Below are 25427 nucleotides of genomic sequence, written 5' to 3'. Positions count from 1 at the left end.
GTTTCCAATACTGTAATTGGTGATAAATTAACCACTACGGTAAACGGGGTAACAGGAGCGGAAGTAGATTTAACAGCTGCAGTTGCTGCCGCGACATCTGTAAGTAATGCTTTTACTGGTAAGGATTTAGTCACAACAGTAAATGGTGTTGATGCTGCTCCGGTTGATATTACAACGGCATTAAATGCTGCTACAACTGTTTCTAATACCTTAATTGGTGATAAATTAACTACTACGGTAAACGGGGTGACAGGAGCGGAAGTAGATTTAACAGCTGCGGTTGCTGCCGCGACATCTGTAAGCAATGCTTTTACTGGTAAGGATTTAGTCACAACAGTAAATGGTGTTGATGCAGCACCTGTGGATATTACAACGGCTTTAAATGCTGCTACGACTAATGACCTGACTAGTATTGATAATACTATAACAAGTGTAGTGAATGGTGTATCGAAAACGGCACCGGCGGTAAACTCGGTTGTGAATAATTTATCGGGAAATAGTATAATCACATCAGTTAATGGAATCGCTTCTTCGGCTTTGGATTTAACACCTATTTTAGGATCGGTTCAGGTAATACAGCAATTTACAGCAAGTGACAATCAGAATAGTTTTAATTTATCGGCGCCATCTGTTGGTAGCTCTGTAAAGTTATATATAAATGGTGTAAGAATACCAAACGACGCAATATCTGTTAGTGGAAATATTGCAACGTACGATTCAACTAAAAATGACACATACTCTTTGCTTGCAGGAGATGTTGTTGCTATTGATTACTTTAAATAAATCAACTATTTTTAATTATATTTAAATATTTTAACGTTTTATTTAAAATTTAAAATTAATTTAATGAAAAATATTACATTTGTATATGTTCTGAAAAGAGATGTTGCTAATGTATAATGCTTAATTGATATGAAAAAAATTATATACTTATCGTTTCTGCTTGTTAGTGGGGTAATGATGGCACAAACAAAGATCCTGACTTCTGTTACAGGGGAAAAGGTAGTGTATACCCCTGTTGTTGATGGAACAGATTTAGCCAAAGGTATCGTTCAATTTGCTACAGCTGAGGAAATTCTATTAGGACAAACATCAACAAAAGTAATACATCCGCTTGGACTAAAAACAGAACTTGATAAAAAAGCAAATCTTGCATCGCCTATTTTTACAGGAACTCCAAGTTTGCCTACCGGTACTACCGGAATAACACAGGCTGTTGGCGATAGTTCAACAAAATTGGCTACAACGGAATTTGTAAACGCAAAAATTACAGCAATGCCTGCTGTAGTTGCGGCTACAGAATCAGTAAGCGGTATAGTAGAATTGGCAACAGCTGCCGAGACTACAACCGGTACAGATGCCAGTAGAGCGGTTCATCCTGCAGGATTAAAAGTAGAACTGGATAAAAAGGCAAATTTAAGTGGTGCAAATTTCACTGGTAATATTGGGATTCAACGTGGTGCAGGAATTAACCCAATAAGTCCTTTAGATGTAGTGGCACCTTCGGTTCCTGCTGGCGAAGCTTCATTTGTTGCTCGATTCATGAAAAATGGGCTCATAGTAGGCAGTAGTACTTTTATAGGTATTGGTACCCAACATGATGATACTTATGATGTTACTAAAGGGGCAATTGGTTATGTGCGTACTGGCAGTTTTGATGTAGGCGATCTTACTTTTAATATTAATAATCAAAATTCGTCAACTAATGTAACTCCTGCCGATGAACGTATGCGTATCAAAAGTAATGGTAACGTGGGTATAGGTACAACAACACCAGCTGCAAAGTTAGATGTTGCAGGGCCTATTCGTACAACTTTAAGCGGAACAAGTGCTGTTGGTACTATGAGTGCAGGGATGTTAATAACTTCCAATACAGCAGCCCGACTAATGCTTGAGCAGCCTAACGCTGCGGAAGGAAATAAGATTTTTATAGTAGAAAACGCGGGAGGTAAATTTAATGTGGGCTCTATGAGTGACAACAGCACCGCTTGGCAACAAATGAATATAATCACTGCTACCTCAAATGGTAATGTTGGTATAGGTAATGGGGCTCCTGCTGCAAAACTAGATGTTGCTGGTACAATTAAAATATCAGGTGGTACACCAGGTATTGGAAAAGTATTAACATCAGATGCTACAGGTTTGGCCTCGTGGGCAGAGCCTGCAGTGACAACGGTTGCTGATGCTACGGAAACGGCAAAAGGAATAGTAGAACTGGCAACAGCAGCTGAGACTACAGCTGGTACGGATAATACAAGAGCAATCCATGCTGCTGGTTTGAAAGTAGAATTAGATAAAAAAGCAAATCTTGCATCGCCTATTTTTACCGGAACTCCAAGTTTGCCTACCGGTACGACCGGAATAACACAGGCGGTTGGCGATAACTCAACAAAATTGGCTACAACGGAATTTGTAAACGCAAAAATTACAGCAATTCCTGCTGTAGTTGCGGCTACAGAATCTGTAAGCGGTATAGTAGAATTGGCAACAGCTGCCGAAACTACAACAGGTACAGATGCAACCAGAGCAGTTCATCCTGCGGGACTAAAAGTGGAATTGGATAAAAAAGCAAGTACAGCAGCTCTGGCTTTAAAAGCAGATTTAGCTTCTCCAATTTTTACAGGAACACCATCTTTGCCAACAGGCACAACAGGTGTAACACAAGCTAATACAGACAATTCAACAAAACTAGCAACTACTGAATTTGTTAATTCAAGGCTTACTTCAGTTACGGTTCCAGATGCATCACAAACGGTAAAAGGTATTGTACAATTGGCAACAACTGCCGAGACTACAGCAGGAATCGTTGCGACAAAAGCAGTTCATCCGGCGGGATTAAAAGTAGAATTGAATAAAGGGCCTATTACTAATGGTGATGGATCAGACGGATATAGAGGTGTTTATAGCTTTGCCCCTAACGAAGCATTACTGCCTGTAATTAAAAAGGGGGCAATGTTCTTCAGGCTGTTTAGTGATCATTTGACTGTTGGAACCGATAAGCTCGGATTACCAAATGGTGGAAAATTTTCAGGATTTGCACTTCCTTATCAAATAGGGGATGGAGTTGAAAATATCTATTTAGAAATGATAAATACTGTCTCTGGAGCTAAGTACTATAGAAGATATAACAATGGAAGGTGGGGTACAGATTGGACTCTAATTCCGACGGCAGTTCCTGCTACAGAATCAGTAAGCGGTATAGTAGAATTGGCAACAGCTGCAGAAACTACAACCGGTACAGATGCCACCAGAGCGGTTCATCCTGCAGGATTAAAAGTAGAACTGGAAAAAAAGGCAAATTTAAGTGGTGCAAATTTCACTGGTAATATTGGGATTCAACGAGGCGCAGGAATTAATCCAATAAGTCCTTTAGATGTGGTAGCGCCTTCCGTTCCTGCTGGAGAGGCTTCATTTGTTGCTCGATTTATGAAAAATGGCCTTATAGAAGGCAGTAGTACTTTTATAGGTATTGGTACCCAACACGATACTACTCATGATATTACTAAAGGGGCAATTGGTTATGTGCGTACTGGCGGTTTTGATGTAGGTGATCTTACTTTTAATATTAATAATCAAAATTCGTCAACTAATGTAACTCCTGCCGATGAACGTATGCGTATCAAGAGTAACGGTAACGTGGGTATAGGTACAACAACTCCATCCGCAAAGTTAGATGTTGCTGGTACAATTAAAATATCAGGTGGTGCCCCGGGTGCCGGAAAAGTATTAACATCAGATGCTACGGGTCTGGCTTCATGGGTTGCTCCAGCGGTGGCAACAGTTCCAGATGCATCACAAACGGTAAAAGGTATTGTACAATTGGCAACTGCTGCCGAGACTACAACAGGAACAGTTGCAACAAAAGCAGTGCACCCTCAGGGACTAAAAGTAGAATTGGATAAAAAGGCCAATTTAAGCGGTGCTACTTTTACTGGTAATATAGATATTGGAGGTTTGAAAATTGTTTCAGCACTTGCGGCTGGTGATCAGACTAGTGGGGCATGGATAAGGACTAATGCTGCGGAAGCTTTAGTAATAAGTCAAAAGGGAGATGGGTATTTTAATTACAATGGGGGAGCAGGAAAATCCCTTCGTTTTTATAGCGTTCTAACTGGAGCTCCTGGAATAGGAGTTGAGGCAATGACTATTAGAGAGGGTAACGTAGGAATAGGTAATAATGCACCATCACAAAAATTGCACGTTAATGGTAATGTTCTGGCATCTGCTATATTAACTACTTCAGATGAACGTTTGAAAATAAATATTAAAAATTTAGATAAAGGACTGGAAACAATCAATGCATTGCGTCCGGTATCTTATGATAAGAAAGTTGAATTGAAAGATTCTCAATACACAATGAAGGAAGATGGTTTTATAGCACAGGAATTGCAAAAAGTGCTTCCGGACTTGGTGAAGGAAAGTAAAGATGCCGATAAAATTTTGAGCATCAATTATATTGAAATCATCCCAATTCTGACTAAGGCAATTCAGGAACAGCAATTGCAAATTGAAGAGCAGAAAGCACAGATTGAAAAACAGCAGCTTCAAATAGATGCTATTTTGAAAACGATAAATAAAAAATAATTTTAAAATAGATACTTAGTAAGTTGTGCCTGATGTTGGATGGTGCATTGTTATCAGGTGTTATTTGTCGACATCATGTATATGAAGAAAAACGACAAGTATTTTGTCTAGTTACAAATTGATTTTTAATAATAAAATAACTTAATTATGAAAAAGAAATTATCAATATTATTTTTCGTATTGGCTTGTGGGGTGTCCTATAGCCAGTCTGGTGTAGGAACAACTACCCCGCATGCATCGGCAGCTTTGGATGTAACATCGACCAATAAGGGCTTATTGCTGCCAAGAATGACAACTGCCCAGCGCAATGCGATCCCGACGCCCACACCGGGTTTAATGATTTATAATACAACAACAAATTGTGTTGAATTCAGGAACAATACAGGCTGGTATAATGTGTGTACAGGTACAACAAATTAAATTTTTTGAATTATATTATATATAAAAAAAAGAATTATTGTTTGTAATGCTATGTGGTGTGATAGGTTACAGCAAGGTCTGAATTGTTGTAACAACACCGCATCCCTCTGCTATAAAAGAACAGTGCGCAATGGCAGTAAAGTACTTGCTATTGTTGTAATATGGAGGTTTTAATACATGAGTTATAGTGGCATACAGTCAGAACTTTGAAAAGCACCCGCTTATTTTCTTAAGGTCGCCATTTAGAAGTTTAACCCAGTTTCAGTCAATCATTATTTAGGCATTTAAATATACAAAACGGTATAAGATGAATCTGATGACATTAAAAAAAATTATAATGAGCTTAATTTTCCTGCTAAGCTTTATTGCTAGTGCCCAGAAGAGTTATACTATTAAGGGGCATTTTCCACAGGCTGGCAATAAGGAAATAGAATTATGGGGATTTGAAGCTTTAAAAGATAGTCTGTTGTCGAAAACTATGTGTGACGCGAAAGGTAAGTATGTATTGTCATATTCTGGAGGCTACATTGGTACTGCAGTGTTGAAAGTAAAAGACGGGGCGAGTTTAACTGTTTTGCTGAATAAAGAAAATTTTGTGATAGACTGGAGCGATTTTGAAGATTTAGGCTCGCTTCATTTTAAAAATTCAGCTGAAAACACGGCTTTTTCGAAAGCAATGATGACTTATAAAATGTCCAAAGAAATATTAAATGGACTGGAATATTTGAAGCCGCTATATGCTAGTTCGGCCAGTAAGCAGCAGTGGATCAATAAGGAAATTGAGGTGCAGGAACATGTTTTCTTGGGTTTTATCGACTCTTTGCCTAAATCATCTTTTGTGGCATATTATTTATCATTGGGCAGGTTAGTGCAAGATATGGCTAATGCTGCCAATCGTGATCCGGCATGGATTGCTAAGAATGAAAATGATTTCAAAGCGATTGATTTTGCTGATGAAAGACTTTTGCATACGGGATTGATTAAAGATTTGATTAGTGGATTTTATCAAATGTTAGAAAGTTACGGGGATAGGGATAAAGTAAACGAACATGCCAATAAAGCAACTGATGTACTATTGAAAAATACGGATGCGCATCCGGAATTAAAAAAAGAAATTGCCTTGTATTTGTATAAAAAACTGGAAGAACGAAGCTTGTTTAAACCGGCAGAGTTTCTTGCTTTGAAGATGCTTGGGGATAATACATGCATGCTGGATGCTAAAAGTGCTGCGCTATATGGGTTATATGAAAAAATGGCGGGCGGCAAAACGGCTCCGGAAATACAACTGTCACCTAACAATACTAAAGGGTTCTCCACTGTAGGTGAGATCAAAAATAAATATAAACTGGTTGTTTTTGGTGCTAGCTGGTGTGGTAAATGTCAAGTGGATATACCGGATTTGAAAAAGTACTATTCTCAATGGCAGGATAAGTATGATGTAGAAATTGTTTTTGTGTCAGTGGATACTGATCCGGTGGCTTATGTTGGTTTTGTGCAAGATTTTCCCTGGGTATCCAGTTGTGATTTTAAAGGATGGGATACTAAAGCTGCAATGGATTATGGTGTTTTTCTTACTCCTACGATGTATTTGCTAGATACCAATAATGTTATTTTGTTAAAACCTTTTAATGCGGCACATGCCGATGACTGGTTTGTGACCAATGATTCCACTCGCTAGTTTGGTCAATTATAAATTATAAATGAGAGCAAATACAGCCGTCAGTTTCGATGATTAAAATCTGTCAAACAGCGGTTTTAATATTAAAATCTCTTAAAACTACTTTTCCAGTATCTTCATTAAGCCATCTTCTTCTAGAGATATGAAGATATACCTGATGTCCACGGATACGAAAATCCTGAACCGTTATTTCTTCGAAGAATCCTTTTGAACTTAATTTGGATGCTCTGTATTCTTTTGGAATCGAATTAATCTCTTTTAGATAAAGATGAAGCATTTCATCTTCTTTTTTATAAGAAGTAAGTTGAAAGTAGTCTACTATTATTTCAGGCAATAATAGCTTAAGAAGGTCAATAAAAGAATCTTGCATTCGGGTATAATTTGGAAATGCAAAGATCTAGATTTTAATATTTCCCCACAACAATATGTATTGATCCTTTATATAGTTATATAGACCTATTGAAAATAAAAAAAAACAATGATAAAATTTAAAAGAAACGCTGTAATATTGTTTGTGCTCTTGTGTGGGGTGGTTCATGGCCAAATCGGGATTGGGACAACTATTCCAAATCCCTCGGCAATGTTAGATATAACTTCTACTAATCGAGGGTTATTAATTCCTCGTATGACAACAGTCCAGCGTAATGCGATAGCGTCGCCGGCTGCAGGACTTTGATATACAACACTACAACTAATTGTGATGAGTTCTATACTGGTAGCGCATGGGTAGATATGTGTAGGCCAGAACCCCCAGTTATCACGATACAGCCAGTGGCAGTAGCTGCAACATGCATAAATACAGGTACCCGTTCATTTACGGTTACTGCAACGGGCTCATCTTTATCGTACTCGTGGTACATGAACGGTGTTCGGCTCACAGATAACGCTTTTATTAGCGGTGCTTCTACTTCGACTTTAACAATAACCAATCCACCCTCCGCGGGATCGCATTTATATAGTGTGAGAGTAAGTAACAACGGTGGAGTGGTAACATCGAATACAGTGTCTGGGCATGTGGATGCGTATCTACAGCCCGTGATGCCGACCGTCACGGCTCCCTACTCGTGCTATGCCGCAGGGGCATGGAGAACGTGTAGGGATGTCCAAGTGCATTGGGCGACTGGGTTTGGTATAGGCTTCAACTCGTGCCCTTCATGTGACCTTATGAGTACCTCATCTTTTAGGGTGAGAACCCCGTTTCCTAGTTCAGTCAACGCTACGTGGACCATGCGTGGTCAAGGGGCATGCGGCTCCTACGGAACGTCTATGGTAGTACCTCTTTAAACCTTTGAGTTTATAGCTGTTGAAGTAGTTGGCTAGCTGACAAATAGTGTCTGCCTGTAAAAAATGGTTAAAAAAAATGCGGGCTATGCAAAAAAAAATATTTTTTGGCGTTTTTTTGTTCTTCTTATTTTTAGGCGTCAAAATCACTGAATATGCAGCGGTTTTTAAGCCTCATTGGGTCCATGAGCAAGAACTTTTTCTTTTGAATTTAAAATGATTTGTTCCGGAGAATCATTCCGGTAGGTTGATAAATAGCTTTGTTAGCCAATTATAAATTCAGAAATTAAAGCATAGAGTGTTGTAGATCTGGTTGTTATGCCAAAAATGTTGCTTAAGATATTGTTTTATAAGTTTAAATAATACCTATTCTTGAGGAAATATTGCTGGAGCTACTCAAGAGAACATTTGCTTTATCTGACTTTTCTGGTGTACTACAGCCTGATTTCAGACTATAAATGATTTAAGAATAAAAAGATAAAAGTCAATATTGATTAAATTTTTAGTAAATTGATAATAGTGATGGTTGATTGGGAACTCACTAATTTGGTGAAGCAATTTATAGACGGTACTAAAATAGAGGCTAATACCTATAAATATAGCTTTGCATAGAAAAAAGGTATTCGAATAAAACAAAGATCGACTTCAAAATAAAATAAAGCGGTATTAGTTATAGGTAATGCTGTAGAATCAGATATGATACACAGTGAGAACAATATTGGAGAGTAGAGTGATGGTGGGAAATTACAGGGGAAAATCTGTGAGATAAGTCAAGTGAAAAAAGAAAAAGTTGAGTAAACAACAGAACATATCACATCAAAAATAAAAAAAGGAGCAGCTTGTAAAACTTAGAGAATGCAAACAGCATCCTGCAATTCTAGGGGAGAGAAAAACAGTTATTCCAAGCCCTGTACTGATGTGACTTTTATGCGCATGTAAGAAGGTCTCGTGTGAAACGGGCAGTTAAAGCAGCTTATAATATCAGGTTTCTGCAGGGGTCAAGTTACCATACATTACTCTGTTGATGAAACCTTTACTAATTTTGCCACATAAAGATCTATCAGGAAGAGTTTTCTAAAAGTTATCGGCCACAACCTCTTTGGGTTGTGGCCGACGCTGTATAGGAGAGTGAAGAAAATTGCAAATTCCTTGTAGATAAAACAAATGGATTTTTTCTATTCCTTACAATATGTATTGAATCGAGCAGACTACCGTAAGCATAAAAAGAACTTATTCCTCCCTAAACTTTTTTTTACTGTAAAGACCTGGAATCTCTGACTTGTCAGATGGGTCAGCAAATGCACAATATCTCCATTAAAAAGTGTAAAAAGCCCTAGTTTTTTATGCAGCGCCAGCACGTATATCAAGCTATTAGTGTGAGGGATTTTTTTGTCAAGTCAATGTTTTTCAGTCATAAACTTCAAAAGCTCAAAAATAAAGCACCAGAGAATTTAGAAAATGAGCCAGGATCGCAAATTTATAGTAAATGATATACTGGTATGGCGCCTTCTGAGGGCTGTACTCTGCTTCATTATTAATAAATTACTACTGAATCAAATACCTCTTTTGATAGTTTTTTCCCATTAATTGTGTTTCGTTAGAATCTGGCCATTGAGATTGGGTGGTACTTGAAAAATATAGAAGTCCTATGGTGTTAGTGCAATGTTTTAGTTCGGTATAATATTATTCTACCGGGTTTAGCTTTCCGGTATTGATGGTTGTTCCTGGTCCTTCATTAGTGTTTGTTTCAATAAGAAATGTCTTATTGTAATGATTTCATGTCTTTTTTAAGGGGTTTGTGGATAAGATCAAAAATACCTTTGCGTATTCTTTTAAAGTAATAAAATACCTTGTTATGTGGGGTAATATAACAGGAGTAATATAAATGGTTTTATAAATGAAAACGAAGTGTACTGTTAAGTTAGTTTTTAACTTATAAAGTAACAGGCGGTAAGCCGCTAATTCAATTGTGGCTTGTTAATTATGATTATTTTATGTAGTGCATCGCATGATAGTGTATTGAGGTATTTGTATTAAAGAATATGGATGTGGAATAGTCAAAGTTTCCTGAGACAGTGCATTGAAATGTAATTTGAAAAGGAGAAAAAATTTGATATAAATTGATTGTGTTAAAAGACGGTTTTGGGAAGATGCTCCCAGTGTAAAAAAAGGATAAACAACTATAAAATTATATGAAAAAAATATTAACAAAAAAGGGTTTTCTTTTGAGTAGTTTTTTGCTGCTATCAGTTATAGGTATGGCGCAAACTTTAAATAAAGGTGAATTGTCTATAGCTCCGGGTACAGTATTGAGTACAGTGGATGAATTGCAGAATGCCTCAAATGCGACTCTGGTCAACGACGGTGACTTGTATTTGTATGGTGATTTTCGCAATGATGGCCAGGTTGGTTTTACACCGGGTGTTGTTACGGGGGCTACATATTTAAATGGAATGGGGGTTCAGAGAATAACAGGTGAAGCGCCTATGGAGTGGAATCATGTTGTCTTTGATAACAACACTGGTTCGCAGCCTGCTTTTCTTTTAGACAGCTATGTGCAAATTTATGGTGTAGCTACTTTTGATAAAGGTATCATTGATACAGATAAACATGGAGGTTTGATAGTATTTGAAAATGGTTCTGGTCATCTCAATGCGAGTAGGGAAAGTTATGTGCAGGGAGAGGTGCGTAAAGTGGGAAATGAGGCTTTTTTGTATCCTAGTGGTTATAATGGGATGTATAGTCCTATGGAGATATCGGCCCCTTCCAATGAAAAGGACAGTTTTACGGGTAGATATTATTTAGAAAATTCGAATGGACAGTATCCACACAGTAATAAGGCAGGTGAAATTCTTGATATTGATGATGCCGAGTATTGGAAAATTGAAAAAACTTCAGGTGTTAGTGATGTTTTTTTAACATTGACATGGAATGAAGAAGTTACCCCAAGAGCTATTTATCAAGCGCCTTATGAAGAGATAAGTATTGTACATTGGGATGATGCTCAAAATCGATGGATTGACATTGGTGGTGCTGCGGACCCTAATACAAAACAAGTGAGTATGATTGCGGATCCTTTGAAGGCTTATGGTGTTTTTACATTGGCTCGAGTAAAGCGAGTAGATGATCCTGCTTGTGGCGGAAAAAAGATAGTGGTTTATAATGCGGTTTCGCCTAATGAAGATGGAATCAACGATTACTTTAATGTAGCTGGTATTGAGGGTTGTGCCAGTAGTTCTGTACAGATCTATAATCGTTGGGGTGTTAAAGTGTATGAAACTTCAGCATATAATACCTCAGGGAATGTGTTTAGAGGTTTCTCCGAAGGGCGCGCAACGGTTAATCGTGGGGAAAAACTTCCCGATGGTACTTATTTTTACATTTTAGACTATGTAAATGATAATGGTAAAAAAGTTAATAAAGCGGGGTATTTGTATATAAGTCAGTAGTTTGATAACGAGTGAATTATGTGATTTTTTTTTTCTTTTTTTTCTACAGCTTTTATGTGTTGAAAAAAAACTTATCGAAGATTCAGCAGGGGGTGTGTCTTGATAGAATTAAAATTACAATGACTGGTAATTTTCCGCATTGATGTTAATGATAGCAGTAGAAAGGAATATTTTCTAAGGGTAGCCCATAAGATATATGAAAAATAAAAGAACAGAAACGATGTATTATCGATAGTATAAAATGATATAGGTTAATAGATCTATGGATAATGTATCATCAAAAAAATATTATGAAAAAGATAGAATTGAAAATAAAACTATTACTGCTCTTTGTGGCAGGGGGTGTTTTTAGTACCCAGGCTCAGCAAGATTCGCAGTTTACACAATATATGTATAATACAAGTGTTATTAATCCGGCTTATGCAGGCTCACGTGATATGTTAAGTATTACCGGGGCTTATAGGGCACAGTGGGTGGGTCTGAATGGTGCTCCCCAAACCAACACACTGTCGATGAATACGCCTGTTGGTGACAGGACGGGACTGGGAATTACAGTGGTTAGTGATCGTATTGGACCTGTAAGTGACACTAATTTTTCTACGGATTTTTCATATAATATTCCGGTAAGCCCATATGCACGATTGTATTTTGGGGTAAAAGCATCGGCTAGTCTTGTGAGTGTTAATTATAATAAGCTAGACAATGAATATCCAAATGACCCTAGATTTCAAAATAGTGTAGAACAATTTTCACCCAATGTGGGGGCAGGAGTGTACTTGCAGGAAGAGAAATGGTATGTGGGTTTGTCGGTGCCTAATTTTTTGAAAACAAGCCATTTTAATGAATATAAAACCTCTAATTTGGAGGAAGAATTTCATGGTTATCTGATGGGGGGGTATGTATTTGATCTTTCCAGAGAGGTGCAGTTCAAACCGGCAGTGCTTGCTAAAGTTGCGGTTGGGGCACCATTGCAGGTCGATTTGTCCGCTAACTTTTTGTTTATGGAAAAATTAACTCTTGGTGTTGCATATCGCTGGGATGCCGCAGTGAGTGGGATGGCAGGTTTTCAGGTTACCCCTGGTTTGATGGCAGGTTATTCCTATGATTTTGATACAACCAAACTAGGGAATTATAATTCAGGGTCTCATGAAGTATTCCTTCGTTTTGACATATTTGATGGGGTAAAACCAATTATAAACGCACGATTTTTTTAAAAAAAGTTATTATATGAAAGTAGCACTATTTACAATAGTCACATTATTGTCTTTTATTACTTCTTTTTCTCAGGAAAAAAAAGAATCAAAATTAACTAAAGCAGATAGATTGTATGAAAAGTATGCGTATTCTGAATTTATCCGGGTTTACGAAGGAGTAGCTGAAAGGGGATTTAAATCCGTTGATCTTTTTGGAAAATTAGGGGATGCTTACCTTTTTAATTCAGATTTTGATCGGGCAAATAAATGGTATACTGAGTTATTTGCGCTTGAAGGCGATAAAGAGCCTATTTATTATTATCGTTATTCTCAAACGTTAAAATCAGTGGGGGATATTGGCAAAGCAGTGAGTTATTTTGAGCAGTTTTCGCGGCTTGATGGTAATGATATGCGTGTAAAGAATTATAAAAATAATCATGGCGATCTTTCTGAAATAGCAGACTATTCAGATTGTTATCTGATAGAAGATGTTGGAATAAATAGCTCGTTTTCTGATTATGGTCTGACAGTTTATCATGACAAGGCTGTTTTTACTTCTTCGCGCAAGCCAGAAAATGGAAAAAATATGAAAGATTCCTGGACTTCGGATTATTATACATCACTTTATTGGGCTGCTTTATCTAAAGAGGGTTCTTTGAGTGAGGTTCAGACATTTGCGAAGGAGGTTCAGGGAGATTATCATGAATCTAGTCCTGTTTTTACTAAGGATGGAAAAACTATGTATTTTGCCGGAAATGATGTAGCAAAGCGAAAGTCAGCTGCTGTTTCTGCCGTTGTATTGAAAATTTATAAAGCAAGTCTAATTGATGGTCAATGGAAAGATATAGTAGTTTTGCCATTTAACAATGACTTTTACAGTTGCACGCATCCGGCCTTAAGCCCTGATGAGAAAACATTGTATTTTGTTTCTGATATGCCAGGTGGATTTGGAGACAGTGACCTATACGAGGTCAGTGTTGGTAATAATGGCGCCACTTATGGATCACCTGTAAATTTAGGAGCTATTGTCAATACTTCTGGAAAAGAAACTTTCCCATATCTAAACACTGACGGAAGATTGTATTTTGCATCCAATGGACATTTGGGTTTAGGTGGATTAGATCTCTTTGTGACAGATGTGAAAAAAGGCCCTGTTTTTTCTTCAGTACTCAACCTTGGGGCGCCACTGAACAGCTCTTTTGATGATTTTAATTATGTTAAACTTGATAATTCTAAAATTGGATTTTTCAGTTCTAATCGTGAGGGGGGGAAAGGGAAAGATGATATTTATCGGTTTAAAGAAATTAAATCTATCATAATAGAAGAGCCCAATGTGATTGTTTCCAGAGATGACTTGATTGCGCCTGAAAGTAGCCTGAGTGATTTTGTTTTTGATTTGAATCAGGATTTGGGTAAATATTTAAATTTAGAAAATATTTTTCTAAATTGGGGTGAATATAAAATTACACACGATTTAGAGATTGAATTTCAAAAAATAATCATGTTAATGAAAATTATTCCTTCTTTAAAAATTCAAATTATAGGTCATACTGATAGTACGGGACCAGCTGTTTATAATATGAAATTATCAAATCAAAGAGCGAATGCTGCGATGGATTACTTTGTGGCAAATGATGTTGCCAGGGATCGGATTACTACAAAAGGGTATGGGGAAACTTTATTGATAAATAAGTGTTCGGATGGAGTAAAATGTTCTGAGGCCGAACATAGGATAAACAGACGTATCGAGTTTATTGTTACAGAAAAATAAAAAAATACGTGTGTTGAAAATGGATTTTTATCCTTTGCAAACACGTATTTTTTTGCTATTCTTGTATATAAAATGTTTGAATATAAAATTATTGCATATCTTTAAAAATCTAAAAAATTATTTATGAAAGAAGTAGTGCTTTCGTATGGTCTGGATTTTGACTGGATTGAACCTTTTGTTAGTCAATTAGAAGGTGTTGTTGATGGTAATTTCATAAAACTTCCGGAAAGTATCAATACGGGAACACGATATTTTATTGACTGCGGAGAAGATGCATTTGCTTTGTATATTGATGTAACCTATCATGAAGACCTGCATTTTATTCAAAAGAATAAAAAGACAGATTTTATATGTCTCACTTATGATTTAACAGAAGAAGAGGTTGTTAATAAAGGACGTGATTTTATTCATAATATAGGCCGCTTAGGTTATAATATGTTTGTTATTGATAGTAGTTTATCAATGGATTATTATGTCAAACAAGGCAGCAGGTCTTTTATTCTTTGCATTTTTATAAAGAAAAGCACTATTAGTTTATTTGCTTTAAAAAATGATCGTTTCTCGCAACATATTGAAAAAATATTGGATCCAACTAAAAATACTTTTATTAAGTTTGATAGAATGTCTAATGAAAGTTATCATATTCTGAAAGATTTAAGAAAGTTAACAATAGGCGATGATATATTTGATTTGCAGCTTAAAGGGGCCTCATATTTGCTTGTTTCGGATTTTATAGATCAAATGCTTAACAATACTATCGTTATAGAAAAGGTCGATGATGCGGATTTATCGAGTATTATCGAAACGCAGCACTATTTATATGATCTCTCCGATTCGGCTTTTCCATCGATAACGTTTTTAGCGCGAATGGCTAATATGTCAAACACTAAATTTAAAAGTTTATTTAAAAAGATCACGGGTACTACGCCCAATTCTTTTTTTATGGACAATAAGCTTATCAGGGCCAAAGAACTTATTGAAGAAAATCATTCATCGATTTCTGAAGTTTGCGATCAACTCCATTTTTCTAATTATTCTTATTTTGCCTCAAGGTTTAAAAAATATTTTGGATTGACACCTCGTGACTTTATAAAAAAAATGTAATATAAGGATAGATTCGATTAAAGAAGGGTGCTCTTTTTAAATAAAAACTGATAACAAATACATTGAGTCGATTGTCACTTCAGGCCAATCTTAAAAAAAGGTTTCTGTAAAAGTGCTTAATTCTTCTTAATTCTTAATGTTGCTTCAGAACAATGTGATGATTGTGCATTCGGCTAGATATAGTAATTTTATTTGACATATAGAACCCCGAAACCGGGTTTGACTTATTTACAGTATAAAATAAGGATTGATTCAAATTCAAAGTTGTAGGCAGCCGGTGTAATTATTTGCTTTAGGTCTGCGGTTTTTTTTAGAATGATTTAAAAATAAATGTCACTCTGAACTATCAGGTGTTTAATATAAATTGAATACTATAATTAATTGTTTTATTACTACTCTCAGATCTGCTCCTGATAGGTCAATTTGATATTTGCAAAATATATCGTCAGGTAGTATCACTCATTAAAATAATATATCAAAAATGAATATCTTGTTAAGATACTTTGATTAGTCTAGAAAATCCTCTGCCATTAAATGCTATAATAACTAAAGAAATTGTCATTGTCTTATTTGGTAAAAAGTAGCCGTCTCAAAACTGAGGCAGCTATTTGTTTACGCTTTTTTTTTTTTTTTTTGAGGCCAGTTTTATATTTAATTGTTGAATAACAGTTGATTAATTGTGAGATTTAAACAGTATAACCAACAACAAAGGAGTTTTTATGTTTATTGGCTTGATGATCTAATTCGGGAGAAACATCCGGTTCGTATGGTTGACCAGGTTGTGGATCCTATTAATATCCCATCCCTTTTAAAAGCCTGCAGCAAAGAAAGTACTCCGGGCTATCATCCAAAAATGCTGCTTAAAAGGATGTTGTATGCTTATATGACCAATGTATATTATATCATCCACCAAAATTCAACTTACACCAAAACACTTGCATCTGACTTAGAGGATTTTGAACAAACTTTTGTGAACAATATTTAAAAATCTGGAAGGAATAACAGCTAATGCAGGGTACGGCAGTGAGGAGGACTATGATTATCTGGAGAAAAAGAAGCTCAATGCTTTTGTGAAATACATTACCTTTCAAAAGAAACGGGATCAAAACGATCAAAAGAAATACAAGGCTTTAATAAAAAGAATCTTTATTGTAATCAGCAAGAAGATTATTAGGTAGGCCCGATGGGGCAAAAGATGCTCAAGACCCATGAGAATCAGAAAAAGACAGCTGGCGGATATCCAAACTCTATCCCATGAGCAGGCTAAAAACGGCAAGAGCTGCCCCATGAGAGGCCAATGTTTTAAAGCCAAAGGAAACAGAAGCATCGAGAGAAACCACAATCTTGAAAGGCATAAAGAAAGAACAAGGGAATTACTTCTCAGTGAAACAGGAATACAAAGAAAAAAACAACGCTCTGCCGATGTGGAACCTGTATTTGCACAACTCAAGCATAATAACGGATTTAGACGATTTTCTTTAAAAGGACTTCAAAAAGTAGAATTAGAGTTCGGATTAATGGCTTTAGGACACAACTTAAGAAAGAAAATTGCAGCATAAGGGCAATTTTTGCCTCTCCTTAAAAATCAAAACATTAAAACCCAAAATGGGCAACAAATGAAAAACCGTCTCAAATCTTGTTTTGAGACGGCTTCAAATAAATTAAATTATAATTTAAATTAATCTATCCTGATGAAATCACCTGTGGATGTAAAAACTAAATCAAGATCATTGGAAAGTTCTACCTCGTAGTGTGTCGTTTCTTTATCTATTTGGACAATATTAGTGGTTGGGTAATGTGATGTAACGTAAGATAAAATTTTCTCAGGGATAATCGCTATTGGTATTGCGGTATAATTACCGTCAATTTCTGTCCAATTACCGGCAATGTCAAAATCTATTTCAAATCCATTGGCCAATGTTACATCATAAAAAGAGCCGTTAGGACGAGCTGTATATTGTTTTTCAACCAAAACAATCGTTACTGAGGGAAAATGGGTTGAAAGGAATGTTTTAGCTATATCGGGAAGTGTCGCGGGGTTAACAACAATTTCATTATGATTATCACCATCATAATCGATTCGAACGAAATTACCCTCAGGGGTAAAGACCAGGTCGAGATTATTTGAAAGCTCAACATCATATTTTACTTTTTCATTTTCAATTTGAACAATAAACGCACCAGAATAATTTGCTGTAACATATTGCTGGATTTTCTCCGGTATTAGCAAAGCAGGAACAGGAGAGGTGTTGCCATCTATTTCTGTCCAGTGGCCGTAGATGTCAAAATCTATTTCAAATCCGTTTACTAAACTTACATCATACACAGAGCCGTTTGTGCGTGCTGAATTTTCTTTTTCTACCGCTAAAATTTTCACGTTTGGAAAATGAGTGTCTAGAAATGTTTTAGCGTTATCAGGAAGCGCGGATGGGCTTACCATTGTTTCATCATCACTAGAACACGATGTGCCCAAAAATAACGCGCATACCATGATGCTGCTTTTTAAAATTAAATTTCTCATAAATATTTTTTTATAAATTAAAAATTAACTCGCCATTGTATATTAGCCAGTACTTAATGTTGCAATATTATAATTTTTGGAATATTTAAATAGTGACTTTAAGACATAAGTCTGCCACAATAAGTCTAATTTTTATTCTTTGCTTATTGTATATTTAATTAAGAATCTAAAAGTTACATTCGATAATGGATAGTGGGTTAGGTGGACTACATGGGTGAGTAGGTAAGGAGGTAATATATAAAATTTGTTTTGCAGTCTTATCCGTCTTTTAGAATTTTTTGCTATTTGTGATGCTTAGTTTAAAAGGATTAAAATTAATAACATTAGACGTATACGTATACATGTTTATGATGTTTTTTAAAATTAGCTGGCTTACTAATTGAAGATTCGTATTATTGTCTGCTGAATGATTTTGTTAATGATGGAAAAATCCCTAATAATATATTTAAAATTAAGTATGTTGCTATCGCAGCTATTTAAAGTAATATTTAGTTATTATTATTTAAATTCGTTTCCAAAGCCCTGCCTGTGATGCCAGTTTAAAAAAAATAATGTTTAATTTCTTCTGTTCTTACTTTATAGGGAAGTGTGTGTAATAGGCCCCGGAGTATTTGGTTTTCAAAAATGGCTTAATCTTGCGAGCATGTCTGCCGTTAGTACTATTTAAAAAAAAGATTATATCTTTTTTTATAGCTGTCACAACTGCTTTGCGAATATAGATTCTAATAGAAGAAGGTTTTCAGAGGTAGTGCCTTTCGATTGAAATGGGGGTTAAATAGTTGTGCTAGATTATTTTGACAACCTGTAAATTTACTGTAATTGGTTGTCTGTTTAAATGACAATGCAATTCCAAAAGAAACTGCATTGTTTTTTAAAACAGGTTAAATCATGATTAATTTCAGCGGTGTTAGCTGGGGAACAATTGTTTTAAATAGTAATTCACGTTTTCTGGAGCGTGAAGAGCAAGATTCTTGCCTGTTGATAATAAAGAATTTAATGTATAGTTTCTGTATAGTTGACAGGGTATTTTCTAAGATCAACTTTTTTGAGTGTCGATTTGTATTTTTCATTAATTGCTTCTATAAATACATTGCTTATTAAAGCATTGCCTCTGGCGCTTAGATGTATTCCGTCTAATGAAAATACGCCGCCGGTTATGTATTTTGATGTTAGTTTTATATTTTCAAAAATGATTTCTTCGTCGTGTAGTTTATTCATGACTGATTTGATATCTGCCAGAGCTAATCCTTTTGTTTGAGCAATTGTATTGATTGTCATATTATATACATCGGTTGTGTGAATTATCAGTGTTGTTTCTTCTGGAGTTAGAACCCATTTATCGGCCAATGGAACAGATAGTCCATTTACTTTTAACGGGTCATCATTTACTAAAGTTCCAATAAAATAAGAAGAAGTCAATACAAGTAAATCTTCTTTTGTTGCTTGTCTGTATGAAGGAAGATTATGTTGGGTGAGATCAGTTAAGTGTTTGTCTTCAATAACAATAGCATTATTTCCTGCTGTAAAGTTAATTGTTCTTCGTTCGGCTTCTTGTGTTGTCAGTATTCCAAATTGAGCTAATTTTTGCAAACCTTGATTGTAAGGATCGTATCCGTTATTTAGCTGGTCAGCCAATGCTTGAGTTAAGGTTGCTGAGTTATAATGTACGGTAGTAAAATAAGGAAGTGTGCTGACGTACGGAATGTTTGCCAGAACTCCTTTTGCATCTTTTGTAGTTAAAGCTTCAATTAAGGCTGAATAGGTATCTGCAAATAATCCAGGATCTGTGACATCATTATTGTCATAGCTCAAATAATTTTTGTTTCCGGTTTGATCTCTTCCTGTTCCTCCGGAGATTGCATAAGACAAAATGTCATTTCCTCCAATAAATACTGAGAAAAAAGTTGCATCCCCGGCAATAGCGTCAGAGATGACTGTAGTGGTTGGAGAGCTTGCAAAACGAGCAAAATATGGATTAGCTGTCTCTGATAGGACTCCTGTGATGTCTCCATATGATGGTGCTCTTAGGTGAAAACTTTTAGCTCCCGGAATTCCGAAATTATTAAAAGGTCCAGTTAGATTATTTGTTGCTTCTGTAGTGGTAAGGCCTGATACTTGGGTAGGAATTCCATTGTTTAGAAATAAGCGGGGACCGTCAATTGCTTTTCCCGATAATAATAAGCCACCTACATTGTCGTTCATAAGTGGGATGGCAAATGTTCCTCCATCAGCGGCAGCAAACTGCTGTGATAAAATATTAGGAAATGAATCTTCCTGGCCCTTTATGAAAAGTGCATTATCACTGTATCCGGCTGTGTAGGAATCGCCAAGAGCTATATATTTTGTGAAATTGGCCTGGCCCTTTGTAACTGATGTGTCTTTTAATGGTGAATCATTGTTGCTGCTGCATGCTGAAATGACTAAAGTAGCTGTTAATAGTAGGCACTGATGTTTTTTTTGCATAATATGTTTTTTTTGTATTTGTAAATATTTGATTCTTAATTGAAAAGATGATCTGTAAAAATAGTTTGCAATATTTATTACTTTGATTAAAAATAGCTAATACCTGAAAAAAAGTTTTCTCGAGATATTTTGTGTAGTAAAAGTAATAGGATGTGCTCTGTAAATACTATGGTGTTAAGACATTAAAATTTAACAATAAGTCTTTTGTGTTATGATCTTTGGGATCGCGTACTTGATTAGGTCGGTCGTTTTAATTCCTTTATTGGTTGAGGTGCTTAGGGTGTATTTGTCGTGACATATTTCAGAGTCTTCCTTATGTGAAATTTGCGGATCGTTAGCCCATGGTTAGGTTATAAAAAGGAGGATCAGAATACTTGTTTTTAGCTTTTGCTGTAATTGCTTGGTAATTGAGTGTTTGTTTGGATGATGGCGAAGTTTTGCTGAAAAGTATGTTTTTCGGGGGCTAGATGTATTATGTAATTCTAACTATCAATAGTTCACTGGTTTTGTTTCAGGAATCAAAAGTTGGCGGTAAAACTTGTAGATATGCGAGAGGTGATTAAAAAAACTCATTCCAATGATTCATAAAAAGCTTATGAGGATATATTAAAAATGAAAAGACGAAAGTTTGAGTGTGTAATTCGTTGATGGGGTTTAATTACTAATAATATATAATTAAGATGCATTGAATTTAATGCCTTAATGTAATATTTTAATGTCTTTTTTTAGTTGTTAAAATTGTCTGACTTGATGATATTTGTAAAATCTTTTGCAAAGGTTTGAATGGATAGTTTAGATAGTTTTTTTTTAAAGCGCTTAACAAGTTTATTGTTAGGCGCTTTTTTTTTGTTCATTTCTCTGATTATACTATTCAAGTATGAATAGACTGTTCTATGAAATAATGTATCCTTAAAAAATATAATAATAATAATAATAATAATAATAATAATAATAATAATAATAATAATAATAAGGATTGCAGGATCAAAAATATCGGGAAAAAAAAAGTAGTCAGCTTTTTATGCTGCATCATAAGCGAAAAGAAAATGATTTGAGTATTGTAAGATAGTCCTGTGAAGTAAACGGTATTAGTATTGAACTCGCTTGGCTAATACCCCGGTATCAGTCTGTTAATTTAGGAATCGGCCACATGTGCAAAATAACGAATGTGGGTAATTTGCTGGCTACCAGGGATAATGTTTGAAATTAAGAAAAAGGTACGCTATCCTGGTATTTTTTTTCGGGATTTTTTGACAATCTTAGAGGCAAGTTGATTGGTTTTGATTTACGGGGTTTGTTGGAAAGACCTCCCTTTGGTAACGTGTTTTTATATGGAAAAAATTGCAGGGCCGAGATAATTTATTTTTTTTATTAATATGTTTTTGAAATTCGTATGTAGGTAAAAATGCTTTGTTAATAGTGAATAATGGGGGTTTTTATGGTGTTTTGTTGTTTTTTAACTATTTTTTTGCTTTTCTGATAAATATAATTTAAATTTATAGGAAAAATAATAATGTATTAGTTTGTGTTTAATGATTTAAAACAATATTATGGAAAAAAAATACATTTTAAAAAACATATTTCTAGCGCTTTTTTTTATCAGTATTAGCCAAACTTCTACGGCACAGTTCTATAGAAAGCATTACATCGCTCCAACTACTTGGAATTTTTTTACTGAAGGAAATGAATTTGTAATTGCAACTCAGTCAACCACTCCCGTAACTGCAATTATAACAAAAAGTGACGGTACTTTTCTGCACACTGTCAGTACAGTTAAAGGTGCGCCGGCAATCTACAGACCCACCGGTAGTATAAATGTTCCCAGATTACCATTTAATACAATTTTAAGTAATGCGGGTGTCATTATTTCAGCAAATCAGGCCATTTCAGTAGAGCAAAGAGATATTGTAGGGAACCGGTCAGGTTTTAGTGCTCTTACTGTGTATGGAAATGCTTTATTGATCAGTTTTGGTAATGCAGGATTAGGAAAAAGTTTTAGAGTTGGATATTATCGGGATGATGCTGTATTGAGTACGGTTAATGGTGTAAGTGAATCTCCCACATATAGTGTTATGGCTATAAACAATAATACAAGAGTACTTGTGAATGGATCTCTCTTGATATCTTTAAATGCTGGCCAAAGTTATTTGTTTAAAGCTGCAATAGGAAGTTTAGTTACTTCATCAGATTATGTAGTTATGAATGTGTCAACAAATGCCGACTCTCCGGAAACTTGTGCTGATGGGACTACGGATCAAATACCTCCTATATCCTCACTAGGGAGTAGATATATGATGGTAAGGGGTAAAGGAAACAAAACGGCGGAACAAATTATAGTCATTGCTACGGAATCTGGTACTACCCTAACATTGACGCATTATAATGTTAATGGTACGGTTGCTAGTAAAGAAACACGGACTCTTGCTGAGGCGGGTAGTTATACTAAATTTAGCACTGGTGGTAGTCAAACTGCTACAGTTGGTTCGGTAACTGAAATTACCAGTACATCAAATGTGGTTGTTTATGCAGGAACTGGCGATAGTTGTGAGGTCGATGTGGTTACAGGTTTGCCAATTTCACCTTGTAGCGGCTCTTTTGATGTTGGCTCTACCAAGTTTATGGTATATACCAGTTCTGGTTCATTGTTGAATCCGGTACCTTATTTCGGATACTTATACCTAAATAGTGCAACTGATATTGTTACTTTAAATGGCGTGGACCTTGAAAACTTGGCAGGGGCGAGAAGGCAGCTCGGGACTTCAGGAATATACCTTATAGATTTTGATAACACTGAGATTGGCAGTCCTGACGTATTTGATATTAGTTGTAATTCTAAATTTAATATGGAGTTGGTGCAGTCAGGAGCGGGTTATGGAATGGCATCTTTTTTTTCTGGGATTGCTGATTTGCCAGAAACGCCTGAATTAATATATAATTCGACGCCAAATTGTGTAAATACGACTGCAACATTGACAGGCGATACGGGCTATGCATTTTACAAATGGTTTCTCGATGGTGTAGAAATACCAGGAGCAGTTTCAAATATACATACCGCTACCCGGACTGGGATGTATGAAATGGGGGCTTTTCTACCCTGCGGTCAGTTGGTAAAATCTTTACCGGTGGATGTTGTCTTATGTGCTGATGTTTCAGTAACGGTAACTGTTGATAATAGTATGCCTGATATGGGATCAAATATTGTACTAACAGTTAAAGCATCAAATAATGGGAATAATTCCAAAGGTGTTTCAGTAACTGATTTACTGCCTAATGGATTTACCTTTGTTACCGCTGCGGCACCTCGAGGCACATCTTATAATAGCAGTACCGGCTTATGGGATATTAACCAAATGGAAGATGGAGAAAGTTTAGAATTGAAAATTACCGCGACTGTCCTGACCACTGGAAATTATGTTAATGCAGCGGCTATTACTTCTTCAGCTCAACCTGATCCCAATACAGATAATAATACATCAAGTATAACAATAGTTCCTCAGATTGTAACTGTTGGCTGCTCGCCGGAGCCTATTGCCGCGCCAGTTAATCAGCCAACTTGTACTCAGCCTGGAGCAATACGGATTACTAGTCCGGTTGGTCCGCAATATGAGTATAAATTAAATAATAGTGCTTATCAGGCTTCTGCTTTATTTGAAAATGTAAATTCAGGAAGCTATACTGTAACAGCACGTTTAGCTGCAGATCCAAGTTGTATATCAGTTGCAGCTTCTGTTATTGTTGATGAGGTTCCAGGTTTGCCGACACAGCCCGTAATAACAATTATTCATCCTGATTGTACTGTATCGACTGGAAGTATTACAGTTACAGATCCAGTAGGGTCCATAGCGTATAGTATTGACGGTATTAACTATCAGTTGTCGAATGTCTTCTCTGGTGTCTCTGCAGGGAATTACAATGTTACGGCAAGAAATACTAATGATTTATTTTGTGTTTCTGCCCCTGTAGTTGCAACCATAAATCAGGCGCCTTTAAATCCGTCAGTTCCTATTGCAGCGGTAGCTGGTAATATAGGTTGCAATGTTTTTACGGCCAATTGGAATGCCGCATCTAACGCAAGTAGTTATTTTATAGACGTATCAACAGATATTTCGTTTAGTTCTTTTGTTTCGGTATATAATAATTTTGAAGTCGGAAATGTAATTGCGTACCCCGTTTCAGGTTTGACAACGGGAACTACTTACTATTATAGAGTTAGATCCTCCAATGGTATTTGTACAAGTATCTCCTCACAAGTCATTACGGCAGGAACCTCTCCTGTTACTCCCGGAGCGCCTGTATCATCTGCAGCAACAAATGTCAGCTGTGAAAGTCTAAACGCGAATTGGGAAACAACTACCAATGCTTTTGCATATTTCTTAGATGTCTCAACAAGCAATACATTTGCCACTTTTGTGGATGGATATAATAGTTTAGATGTGGGAGATGTTACATCTTGCCCAATTACAGGATTAATTCCGGGAGCTACTTATTATTACAGGGTGCGTGCTTTAAACGGCTGTGGGACAAGTAGCTCTTCGGGAGTGATAACAGCCACAACTTCTGCAATTCCATCTATCCCCACTGTAACATCAATTACCCAGCCTACCTGTACGGCTTTGGGAATAGTTGAACTGGGTGGTTTGCCATCGGGGAACTGGACGTTAAATTTGGTTGGAGGAACCGGACAGGGCATTTCAGGAACCGGTCCTACAGCGGTGATTCGGGATGTAGCGGCGGGAACTTACAATGTTACGGTTACCAATGCTGCGGGTTGTATGTCCATAGGATCGGCAACCATTATAATAAATACCCAGCCTCCAACACCATTGGGACCAGTTGTTGGCAATATTGTACAGCCGGGCTGTGGAATAGCCACGGGAAGTGTTGAGCTTAGCGGATTGCCGTTAGGAAGCTGGACTATTAATCCGGGTTCGATTTCGGGAATCGGAGAGAGTTATAGTATTTC

At 36.2% G+C, this 25427-nt stretch carries 14 protein-coding genes; 11 read left to right on the top strand and 3 right to left on the bottom strand.

Features of this window, described 5'->3' with window-relative positions; all coding sequences use genetic code 11:
• The 4 genes from Q7C23_RS22930 to Q7C23_RS22915 form a co-directional block, all read left to right on the top strand.
• The coding region (locus tag Q7C23_RS22930; protein WP_375034680.1) for a hypothetical protein at window positions 1-783 on the top strand (783 nt) is incomplete at its 5' end.
• Window positions 784-912: 129 nt separating this feature from the next.
• Window positions 913-4584, top strand: a complete 3672-nt coding sequence (locus Q7C23_RS22925; RefSeq protein WP_375034679.1) for a tail fiber domain-containing protein — start codon at window positions 913-915, stop codon at window positions 4582-4584.
• A 147-nt stretch (window positions 4585-4731) separates the two neighbouring features.
• Window positions 4732-5004, top strand: coding sequence for a hypothetical protein (locus tag Q7C23_RS22920; protein ID WP_375034678.1), 273 nt, complete (start codon window positions 4732-4734; stop codon window positions 5002-5004).
• A gap of 337 nt (window positions 5005-5341) precedes the next feature.
• On the top strand, window positions 5342-6682 hold the full coding sequence (locus tag Q7C23_RS22915) for a TlpA family protein disulfide reductase (RefSeq protein WP_375034677.1): 1341 nt from the start codon (window positions 5342-5344) through the stop codon (window positions 6680-6682).
• Window positions 6683-6746: 64 nt separating this feature from the next.
• Here Q7C23_RS22915 and Q7C23_RS22910 read toward each other — a convergent pair whose 3' ends face one another.
• Window positions 6747-7052, bottom strand: coding sequence for a transposase (locus Q7C23_RS22910; RefSeq protein ID WP_375034676.1), 306 nt, complete (start codon window positions 7050-7052; stop codon window positions 6747-6749).
• A 3169-nt stretch (window positions 7053-10221) separates the two neighbouring features.
• Between Q7C23_RS22910 and Q7C23_RS22905 the strand changes: the two genes are divergently transcribed.
• The 6 genes from Q7C23_RS22905 to Q7C23_RS22880 all read left to right on the top strand — a co-directional run bounded on the left by Q7C23_RS22905 (window position 10222) and on the right by Q7C23_RS22880 (window position 17039).
• Window positions 10222-11412, top strand: a complete 1191-nt coding sequence (locus Q7C23_RS22905) for a gliding motility-associated C-terminal domain-containing protein (protein WP_375034675.1) — start codon at window positions 10222-10224, stop codon at window positions 11410-11412.
• Window positions 11413-11681: 269 nt separating this feature from the next.
• Window positions 11682-12626, top strand: a complete 945-nt coding sequence (locus Q7C23_RS22900; protein ID WP_375034674.1) for a type IX secretion system membrane protein PorP/SprF — start codon at window positions 11682-11684, stop codon at window positions 12624-12626.
• A 13-nt stretch (window positions 12627-12639) separates the two neighbouring features.
• Window positions 12640-14376, top strand: a complete 1737-nt coding sequence (locus Q7C23_RS22895; protein WP_375034673.1) for an OmpA family protein — start codon at window positions 12640-12642, stop codon at window positions 14374-14376.
• A gap of 123 nt (window positions 14377-14499) precedes the next feature.
• The gene (locus Q7C23_RS22890; RefSeq protein ID WP_375034672.1) at window positions 14500-15480 is read left to right on the top strand and encodes a helix-turn-helix domain-containing protein; all 981 of its coding nucleotides are present in this window, start codon (window positions 14500-14502) and stop codon (window positions 15478-15480) included.
• A gap of 679 nt (window positions 15481-16159) precedes the next feature.
• Complete coding sequence (locus Q7C23_RS22885) at window positions 16160-16465, top strand: hypothetical protein (protein WP_375034671.1); 306 nt, start codon at window positions 16160-16162, stop codon at window positions 16463-16465.
• Between the two features lie 223 nt (window positions 16466-16688).
• Window positions 16689-17039 (top strand): transposase, encoded by a 351-nt coding sequence (locus tag Q7C23_RS22880; protein WP_375034670.1) that lies wholly within the window; start codon window positions 16689-16691, stop codon window positions 17037-17039.
• A 119-nt stretch (window positions 17040-17158) separates the two neighbouring features.
• Here the strand turns inward: Q7C23_RS22880 and Q7C23_RS22875 are convergent, their stop codons facing one another.
• Both Q7C23_RS22875 and Q7C23_RS22870 read right to left on the bottom strand, forming a co-directional pair.
• Window positions 17159-17971 (bottom strand): PepSY-like domain-containing protein, encoded by an 813-nt coding sequence (locus Q7C23_RS22875; protein WP_375034669.1) that lies wholly within the window; start codon window positions 17969-17971, stop codon window positions 17159-17161.
• A gap of 1023 nt (window positions 17972-18994) precedes the next feature.
• The gene (locus Q7C23_RS22870) at window positions 18995-20464 is read right to left on the bottom strand and encodes a G-D-S-L family lipolytic protein (protein ID WP_375034668.1); all 1470 of its coding nucleotides are present in this window, start codon (window positions 20462-20464) and stop codon (window positions 18995-18997) included.
• Between the two features lie 1550 nt (window positions 20465-22014).
• Between Q7C23_RS22870 and Q7C23_RS22865 the strand changes: the two genes are divergently transcribed.
• Window positions 22015-25427: fibronectin type III domain-containing protein (locus Q7C23_RS22865; RefSeq protein WP_375034667.1), on the top strand; the 3413-nt coding region annotated here is incomplete at its 3' end.

The organism is Flavobacterium sp. LAR06 (assembly GCF_041946075.1).
GTDB lineage: Bacteria > Bacteroidota > Bacteroidia > Flavobacteriales > Flavobacteriaceae > Flavobacterium.
This window is presented reverse-complemented; position numbering and strand designations above follow the sequence as displayed.